This window comes from Rhodopseudomonas sp. BR0C11 (genome assembly GCF_010820945.1).
GTDB lineage: Bacteria > Pseudomonadota > Alphaproteobacteria > Rhizobiales > Xanthobacteraceae > Rhodopseudomonas > Rhodopseudomonas palustris_H.
The window spans coordinates 1-6,206 of record NZ_QTKI01000296.1; the positions used below are offsets into that span (position 1 = coordinate 1).

The 6,206-nt window shown below is 66.7% G+C and carries 8 protein-coding genes; 4 read left to right on the plus strand and 4 right to left on the minus strand.

Features of this window, described 5'->3' with window-relative positions; genetic code table 11:
• Both DYI24_RS19180 and DYI24_RS19185 read left to right on the plus strand, forming a co-directional pair.
• On the plus strand, positions 1-658 hold a 658-nt coding region (locus DYI24_RS19180; RefSeq protein ID WP_164573442.1), incomplete at its 5' end, for a pirin family protein.
• 69 nt (positions 659-727) lie between these two features.
• A complete protein-coding gene (locus DYI24_RS19185) occupies positions 728-1,645 on the plus strand; it encodes a phosphoribosylaminoimidazolesuccinocarboxamide synthase (protein WP_164573443.1) in 918 nt (305 codons plus the stop codon).
• 63 nt (positions 1,646-1,708) lie between these two features.
• Here DYI24_RS19185 and cysK read toward each other — a convergent pair whose 3' ends face one another.
• Positions 1,709-2,707, minus strand: coding sequence for a cysteine synthase A (gene cysK / locus DYI24_RS19190; RefSeq protein WP_107342763.1), 999 nt, complete (start codon positions 2,705-2,707; stop codon positions 1,709-1,711).
• Positions 2,708-2,988: 281 nt separating this feature from the next.
• On the opposite strand from cysK, the gene DYI24_RS19195 reads away from it, so the two are divergent.
• Entirely contained in the window at positions 2,989-3,546 is a 558-nt protein-coding gene (locus DYI24_RS19195; protein ID WP_107342762.1) for an HNH endonuclease, read from the plus strand.
• 116 nt (positions 3,547-3,662) lie between these two features.
• Positions 3,663-4,283 (plus strand): class I SAM-dependent methyltransferase, encoded by a 621-nt coding sequence (locus tag DYI24_RS19200; RefSeq protein ID WP_164573444.1) that lies wholly within the window; start codon positions 3,663-3,665, stop codon positions 4,281-4,283.
• Between the two features lie 154 nt (positions 4,284-4,437).
• Here DYI24_RS19200 and DYI24_RS19205 read toward each other — a convergent pair whose 3' ends face one another.
• The 3 genes from DYI24_RS19205 to DYI24_RS19215 all read right to left on the minus strand — a co-directional run.
• Complete coding sequence (locus tag DYI24_RS19205) at positions 4,438-4,950, minus strand: ureidoglycolate lyase (RefSeq protein ID WP_164573445.1); 513 nt, start codon at positions 4,948-4,950, stop codon at positions 4,438-4,440.
• The gene (locus DYI24_RS19210) at positions 4,947-5,786 is read right to left on the minus strand and encodes a bifunctional allantoicase/(S)-ureidoglycine aminohydrolase (protein WP_164573446.1); all 840 of its coding nucleotides are present in this window, start codon (positions 5,784-5,786) and stop codon (positions 4,947-4,949) included. The genes DYI24_RS19205 and DYI24_RS19210 overlap by 4 nt, the downstream gene beginning before the upstream one ends.
• Before the next feature lie 38 nt (positions 5,787-5,824).
• On the minus strand, positions 5,825-6,206 hold a 382-nt coding region (locus DYI24_RS19215; protein ID WP_164573447.1), incomplete at its 5' end, for a cation:dicarboxylate symporter family transporter.

Consider the following 6,206-nt stretch of genomic DNA (forward strand, 5'->3'; position numbering starts at 1 on the left):
CTGCAAGATCAGGCACCGCGACAGCGAGGGCAACATCCAGGAGATCGCGCCCGGGGCGATGAACCTGATGACCGCCGGTCGCGGCATCGCGCATTCCGAACGGACGCCCGACGTCGAGCGCCGGGACGGCCAGTCGATGCTCGGCCTGCAGAGCTGGATCGCGCTGCCGCAGGCTGCCGAAGAGATCGCGCCGAGCTTCCAGCATTTCGCCGCGGCGACGCTGCCGATGGTGCAGGACGCCGGCTTCACTGCCCGGGTGATCGCCGGCTCGGCGTTCGGCAAAGCCTCGCCGGTGACGATGGTGTCGCCGTGGTTCTATGTCGAGGTCAACGCCAAGGCCGGCACCGCGGTGCCGCTCGATCCGGACCACGAGGAGCGCGCGATTTATGTGGTCGACGGCGAGGTGGAGATCGCCGGCGAGCGCCACGTCGGCCCGACCCTGCTGATTTTCCGCCCCGGCGACCGCATCACTGTCCGGGCAAAGACGGACACGCGGATGATGTTCCTTGGCGGCGATGCGCTGGAGGGGCCGCGCCACATCTGGTGGAATTTCGTTTCGTCCAGCAAAGAGCGCATCGAACAAGCCAAACAGGACTGGAAAACCGGCCGTTTCGCCGCCGTCCCGAACGAGAGCGAGTTCATTCCGCTGCCGGAATGATAGACTGCGGGCCCGAAACGATCCCGCCGCCGGCTGCACCGACGGCCGTCTCTGCCTGGAACACCGCCCATGACCACGATGCTCTCGAGCGACCTGCCGCTGACCAAGATCGGCCGCGGCAAGGTGCGCGACATCTATGCCGTCGACGACGACCGGCTGCTGCTCGTCACCACCGACCGGATCAGCGCCTTCGACGTCGTGATGGGCGAGACCATTCCGATGAAGGGCGCGGTGCTGACCCAGGTGAGCGCCTTCTGGTTCGGCCAGCTCGGCGGCGTGGTGCCGCATCACATGATCAGCGCCGACATCGACGAGATCATCGGCGCGGTCCCGGCGCTGCAGGGCCATCGCGCGGCGCTGGCCGGCCGCACCATGCTATGCCGGCGCCCCACCGTGTTTCCGATCGAATGCGTGATCCGCGGCTACATCACCGGCTCGGCCTGGAAGGAATATGCCGCCTCCGGCACGCTGGCGGGCGAGAAGCTGGCCGAGGGGCTGAAGGAGAGCGAGCGGCTGGAGCCGCCGATCTTCTCGCCGGCCACCAAGGCCGAGACCGGCCACGACGAGAACATCACCATCGCGCGGATGCGTGAGATCATCGGCGACGAAGCCGCCTACACGCTCGAAAGCATGACGCGGGCGATCTACACCCAGGGCGAACAGGTCGCCCGCGAGCAGGGCATCATCATCGCCGACACCAAGTTCGAGTTCGGCCGTGACAAGGACGGCCGCATCATCCTGATCGACGAGGTGATGACGCCGGATAGTTCGCGGTTCTGGGCGGCCGATACCTACGCGCCCGGCCGGTCGCAGCCGTCGTTCGACAAGCAGCCGCTGCGCGATTATCTCGACGCCGAACGCCGCGCTGGGCGCTGGAACGGCGAAGCGCCGCCACCGAAGCTGCCCGCCGAAATCGTCGACGCCACCTCGAAGCGCTATCTCGACGCCTACCGCCGGCTCACCGGCGCCGATCTGGTAGTGACTTAAGTCAGCGCGGAGCCGGATCGCGGGCACACCCGCCATCCGGCCTCAGCATCAGCACGCGTTCGATCACACGCCTTCGAACAGCACCGTGGACAAATAGCGTTCCGAGAACGACGGCACGATCGCCACGATGGTCTTGCCGGCGTTTTCCGGCCGCTTGCCGAGCTCGATCGCAGCGGCGATCGCCGCACCCGACGAGATTCCGCCCGGGATGCCCTCGTGCCGCGCCAGCGCGCGCGAGGTTTCGATCGCGGTGGCGCTTGGGATCTTGACCACCTCGTCGATCACCGAGCGATCGAGGATGTCCGGCACGAAGCCGGCGCCGATGCCCTGGATCTTGTGCGGGCCGGGAGCGCCGCCCGACAGCACCGGGCTTTCTTCCGGCTCGACCGCCACCACCTTCAGCGACGCCTTGCGCGGCTTCAGCACCTGGCCGACGCCCGAGACGGTGCCGCCGGTGCCGACGCCGGCCACGAAGATATCGACCGCGCCGTCGGTGTCGTTCCAGATCTCTTCCGCGGTGGTGCGGCGATGCACCGCCGGGTTGGCGAGGTTCTTGAACTGCTGCGGCATCACCGCGTTCGGGGTCGCCGCCACCAGCTCTTCGGCCTTGGCGACCGCACCCTTCATGCCCTTGGCGGCTTCGGTCAGCACCAGTTCGGCGCCGAGGAACGCCAGCATCTTGCGGCGCTCGATCGACATCGATTCCGGCATCACCAGCTTCAGCCGGTAGCCCTTGGCGGCCGCCACGAAGGCCAGCGCGATACCGGTGTTACCGGAGGTCGGCTCGATCAGCACGGTGTCGGGCTTGATGATACCTTCCTGCTCCAACGCCGCGATCATCGCCGCACCGATACGATCCTTCACGCTGCTCGCCGGATTGAAGTACTCGAGCTTGGCATAGATGGTCGCGTTGACGCCGTGCTGCTGCGGCAGCCGGTTCAGACGTACCAGCGGCGTATCGCCGTAAGCATCGGCGATCGACTCGTACACCCGGCCGCGGCCGGGACGGTGGGCGGGTGCTTCTGCGACGGCTTTGATCGATGCGGTTGCTGCGCTGGACATGACGCCTCCTCACTTAGGTTGGCGGATTTACGGGAACTGTCACTGGGCAATCTGCTAGGCCGCCGCGGCCCCGTCAACGCGGCGGGTAAAAATGGAACAAACACCTCTAAAGCGACGGGTTTCTGGAATACGTCTGCTGCTTATGCGCTCCAGCTTGGGCTGAAATCCCGCCCTGCGGGAGAGACATTTCTGCATCGCCCTTCACAAGCCCGTCACGCTGACTGTAGTATGCCTTCGCATGCTGCTTCGCAGCGTCGATCGACGGGGGTCAGGAGCGTTTCTTGAACGCGCATGTCTCACATGGCGGTTGGCCGGTGCTGGTGCTCAACGCGGACTTCCGGCCGCTCAGCTACTATCCGTTGTCGCTTTGGTCGTGGCAGGACGCGGTCAAAGCGGTGTTTCTTGATCGCGTCAATATTGTCGCCCATTACGACCGCGCGGTGCATAGTCCGAACCACGAGTTTCGGCTTCCCAGCGTCGTCTCTCTGAAATCCTTCGTCAAACCGACCACGCATCCGGCCTTCACCCGGTTCAACGTGTTCCTGCGCGATCGGTTCGTCTGCCAGTATTGCGGCGCGCCCGAAGATCTCACCTTCGATCACATCATCCCCCGCTCCAAGGGCGGCCAGACCACCTGGGAAAACGTCGTCGCCGCCTGCTCGCCGTGCAACTTGCGCAAGGGCAATCTGACGCCCGAACAAGCCAAGATGTTTCCGCGCCAGACCGCATTCGCCCCGACGGTGCATCAGCTCCATCGCAACGGCCGACTGTTCCCGCCGAACTATCTGCACGAGAGCTGGCTCGATTACTTGTACTGGGACACCGAGCTGGATCCGTAGCCCTCGGCCGGACGTCACCACGTCTCGCCCCTGTCATCACACCTCGCCTGCCCGCTTTACACCGCGTCCCGCAGGCTGCACTGCTGCGCTCGAATGCGCGTGCGAACGGATCGGTGATGTCGGGTTTTCTTGTTCTGTTGGTGCTGCCGGCCCTCTGGGTGGGCTGGCGGATGGCGTCCAGGCGGACGGTGCTGCCTTGCCCGTCGGAGATCGCCTGGCTGGTGGAGATGGAGAACCCGCTGGCGCGCGCCACGCGCTCCGAACAGGTCGTGGCTCAATTACAGCTGCGGTCGGGCGACCATGCGATCGACATCGGCTGCGGCCCCGGACGGGTGACGCTTCCGCTGGCGCGCGCTGTCGGACCCAGCGGCCAAGTGACCGCGCTCGACATTCAGGACGGCATGCTGGCGAAGGTGGTCGCCAAGGCTGAGGCGGAAGGGCTGACCAACATCCGCCCGCTCCGCGCCGACGTGCGGGACGCAGCCGTCGCGGCGGGCTCGCTCGATGCGGCCGTGATGGTGATGGCACTCGGCGAATTTCCGCGCGGCACCGAGATCTTTCCGTCGGTGCATCGCATGCTGCGCCCCGGCGGCCGTCTGCTGGTCGCCGAGAGCGTATTCGATCCGCACTACGTCTCCCGCCGCCGCGTTCGCGAGCGGGTTTCGGCCGCGGGATTTCGGGAGCTGCGCTGCACCGGCAACGCGTTCGGCTACAGCATCACGTTTGAGCGGCCGTAGAGCAGTTCCGCGTCAGATCGAAGCGCCGTCTCGAACCATGAGGTCCTGCAAGCTAACGACCGCTCAGAAGCGCGGTCCTGATTCTGTCGAAGCCAGAATTACGCTAGCCGCCAGCGACGTGACGTCCGGCGCGGCTCGTCGCAGAGCCGCAGCGTCAATGGCAGGTCGGCAGGTGCACGATCCACGGTTCGTCGAACACGTGCTCTTCCAGATTCACGCCCGGCCCGCTGCGGTCGATCACCACGAAATCCTGCGCGGCGCCGAACGGCGTCAGCACGCTGTGCCAAATGTTGCGGGCGTAGCAGATGCCCTGATGCGGGGCGGTGACGAAGGCCTGCGGCGCGCCGGGCTTGCCGGCTTCATCCGGGCAGACCACCACCAGAAACGGCGCGGCGTTAAGCGGCACGAACGCCTGGGCGCCGAGCGGATGGCGCTCGACCAGGTTGAGCCACAGCGGCATCGCGTAAGGCTGTGCCTCGACCAGGCCGACCACCACGCGCGCGCCGTCGCCGATCACCTCGATCTCGGCAAGATCGTGGAAGCGCCTTGCCATGCCGGCGTTCATCGGACGCGAAGAGGCCTGCGCCGTATCGATCACCTGGCCGAACGGCGCGAACACCGCCGCCGTCAGCGGCTGCGCCACGATCTTTCGCACGGTCGCGGTCATCGTCCGAGCCCGCGGCGGCCGAGCGCCGGGTGACGGTTGACGTCCTTGTACAGCAGATACCGGAAGCGACCCGGACCGCCAGCGTAGCAGGCCTGCGGGCAGAACGCGCGCAGCCACATGAAGTCGCCGGCCTCGACTTCGACCCAGTCGCGGTTGAGCCGATACACCGCCTTGCCTTCGAGCACGAACAGCCCGTGCTCCATCACATGGGTTTCCTCGAACGGAATCGAGGCGCCGGCCTGCAGCGTGACGATGTTGACGTGCATGTCGTGGCGCAAATCCTCCGGGGAAACGAACCGCGTCGTCGCCCAGGTGCCACCAGTGCCGGTCATGCCGGCGGGCTCGATCTCGGACTCATGGGTGACGAAGGCGTCCGGCGCAGCAAGACCGGGCACGGGTTCGTAGGCCTTGCGAATCCAGTGGAAGCGCGCCGGCTCGGCGCCCGCGTTATGCAGCCGCCAGTCGCAGCCGGGCGGCAGATAGGCGTAGCTGCCGGGACGCAGCGCATGGGACTTGCCGCCGAGTTCGAGGCTCGGCGTACCACCGACCACGAAGACGACGCCTTCGCCCTGCGGATCCGGCTCCGGATGGTCGCTGCCGCCGCCGGGCGCGACCTCCACCAGATATTGCGCGAAGGTCTCGGCGAAACCGGACAGCGGCCGCGCCAGAATCCAGACGCGGGTATTGGTCCAGCCGGGCAGCAGGCTGGTGACGATATCGCTCATCACGCCGTGCGGGATCACCGCATAGGCCTCGGTGAACACCGCGCGGCCGGTATGCAGCGTGCTCTGCGGCGGCAGCCCGCCGCAAGCCGGGTTGTAGATCGGGGCGTTCATCGCGGTCTCCCTGCGTTTCTTGGTATCAGGCTGGGCGGTCAGGCAGAGGCTTCGGCGATCGGCGCGTCGAGGATTGCGGCGGTGTCGGTTGTGACTTCGCCGTTCAGCACGCGTTTTGCCTGGGCGCGGTCGATGTCGCCCTCCCAGGCAGCGATCACCACGGTCGCCACGCAGTTGCCGACGAGATTGCCGAGCGCCCGGGCGATGCCGACGAACCAGTCGACCGACAGCACCAGCACGAGGCCGATCAGCGGAATATCCGGCACCGCCGACAGCGTCGCGGCCAGCACCACGATCGCCGATCCGGGAACGCCGTGGGCGCCCTTGGAGGTCAGCAGCGCGATGCCGAGGATCACCAGCAGATGGCCGAACGACAGCGGCGTCTTGGTTGCCGGGGCGATGAACACCGTCGCCACCGGC

Bases quoted from the DNA above. Each gene is read 5' to 3' on its own strand.
- DYI24_RS19185 (WP_164573443.1), top strand. From the start codon at position 728: ATGACCACGATGCTCTCGAGCGACCTGCCGCTGACCAAGATCGGCCGC.
- DYI24_RS19210 (WP_164573446.1), bottom strand. From the start codon at position 5,786: ATGAACGCCCCGATCTACAACCCGGCTTGCGGCGGGCTGCCGCCGCAG.
- cysK (WP_107342763.1), bottom strand. From the start codon at position 2,707: ATGTCCAGCGCAGCAACCGCATCGATCAAAGCCGTCGCAGAAGCACCC.
- DYI24_RS19205 (WP_164573445.1), bottom strand. From the start codon at position 4,950: ATGACCGCGACCGTGCGAAAGATCGTGGCGCAGCCGCTGACGGCGGCG.
- DYI24_RS19200 (WP_164573444.1), top strand. From the start codon at position 3,663: ATGTCGGGTTTTCTTGTTCTGTTGGTGCTGCCGGCCCTCTGGGTGGGC.